At 67.0% G+C, this 1,875-nt stretch carries 1 protein-coding gene; it reads left to right on the plus strand.

Annotated elements, in window-relative coordinates; translation table 11 throughout:
- Positions 1 to 356 precede the first annotated feature (356 nt).
- Complete coding sequence (locus A5787_RS17300; protein WP_066969147.1) at positions 357 to 1,778, plus strand: MFS transporter; 1,422 nt, start codon at positions 357 to 359, stop codon at positions 1,776 to 1,778.
- Positions 1,779 to 1,875: the final 97 nt, after the last annotated feature.

Consider the following 1,875-nt stretch of genomic DNA (forward strand, 5'->3'; position numbering starts at 1 on the left):
ATCCTCCCGCCGCGGCGCCGGCGATGCCCGCGCCCCAGCCCGTCGTCCAACCGCCCACGGGACGCAGGCCGTCGCATTGACGTCCGCAGTTGGCTCATGTGACGATAGTGATCAGCGTGACTTCTGTGACCAGTGATTTGCTGATAGGTATGCATCCGTGACCGTGTCGCAACGCATCGGTTTCCCGCCGAGAGGCCCGCGGTTGTCGCTGTGAGGCGGGCACAGCGGCGCATCCCGGGGATGACGTCGCGTGTCTTGACGCCAATGGGCAAGGCCCGCCCAGCCGCGGTACGCTGCCCAGCGCCAGCACACCCCGGTCGGCGCTCCGCGTGGGCGCTCCACCTAGGAGGCCTCCGGTGAGCGTCCCTAATCAGTTGCCGCCGGACCCATTCCAGCGGCCGGCTTTTCTTCGGCGGGTGGTCGCGGCATCCATGGCCGGCACCGTCGTCGAATGGTATGAGTTCTTCCTCTACGGCACGGCGGCCACGCTGGTGTTCAGCAAGGTGTTCTTTCCGCGCGGGGGCAACGAACTCGACGCCATCCTTGCCGCCTTCGTGACCTACGCCGTGGGCTTCGCCGCCCGCCCGCTTGGTGGGATCGTGTTCGGCCACTTCGGAGACCGGTACGGCCGCAAGAAGCTGCTGCAGTTCAGCCTGCTGCTGGTGGGCGCCGCGACCGTCCTCATGGGCTGCCTGCCCACCTTCGCCCAGATCGGCTACTGGGCCCCCGCGCTGTTGGTGGTGCTGCGCTTCTTCCAGGGCTTCGCCGTCGGCGGCGAGTGGGGCGGCGCCGTGCTGCTCGTCGCCGAGCACAGTCCCAAGCTCACCCGCGGTTTCTGGGCGAGCTGGCCGCAGGCGGCCGTGCCCGGGGGCAACATGCTGGCCACCGTCGTGCTGCTGGGTCTCACCTCGAAGCTGTCGGATGCGGCGTTTCTGAGCTGGGGCTGGCGGGTCGCGTTCTGGTTGTCGGCGGTCGTCGTACTGATCGGCTACTACATCCGCACGAAGGTGACGGACGCGCCCATCTTCCTGGCCGCCCAGCAGGAAGCCGAGCGCTCCAAGACCAGCCAGCTCGGCGTGGTCGAAGTTGTAAAGCGGTACCCGCGTGGCGTTTTCACCGCGATGGGCTTGCGCTTCGGCGAGAACACGATGTACTACCTCGTGGTCACCTTCTCCATCACCTACCTCAAAGTGCAGGTGCACGCCAACACCAAGATCATCCTGTGGTGGCTGCTGGCCGCCCATGCCGTGCACTTCGTCGTCATCCCGCTGGTCGGGCGTCTCAGCGACCGATTCGGCAGGCGCCCAATCTATTTCGTCGGCGCCCTCTGCGCTTGCACCTGGGGGTTCTTCGCCTTCCCGATGATGGATAGCCGGCACAACGCGACCATCATGGCGGCGATCGTCATCGGTCTGGTGTTCCACGGTCTCATGTACGCGGTCCAGCCGGCGGCCATGGCGGAGATGTTCCCGACCCGGATGCGCTACTCGGGGGTGTCGCTCGGCTATCAGGTCACCTCGATCGTGGCCGGTTCGCTTGCGCCGATCATCGCCGTTCGCCTGCTCGAAACGTACAAGTCCTCGGTGCCGATCGCTTGGTACCTGGCGGCCACCGCGGCGGTGAGCGCGGTCGCCGCCCTGGCCGCCCGCGAGACCAAGGGCATCGACCTGGCGGCCGTCGACCTCGCCGACGCCGCGGCCCTCCAGGGCGACGCGACCACACCCGCGCCGCACGCAGATGGACCGGAACCGACGGAGCTTGTCGAGGGTCCCGTTTAGCCGTGGCGCCGCCCCTGAACAGCGCAAAGGCGAATTGAACCAGCTCAGCAGGCATTCTCGGGTCCGCGGTCCCGTTATTTCGTAATGTTTGTCAACC

Origin of the sequence: Mycobacterium sp. 852002-50816_SCH5313054-b (assembly GCF_001667185.1) — a bacterium.
In the GTDB taxonomy this organism is placed as follows: domain Bacteria; phylum Actinomycetota; class Actinomycetes; order Mycobacteriales; family Mycobacteriaceae; genus Mycobacterium.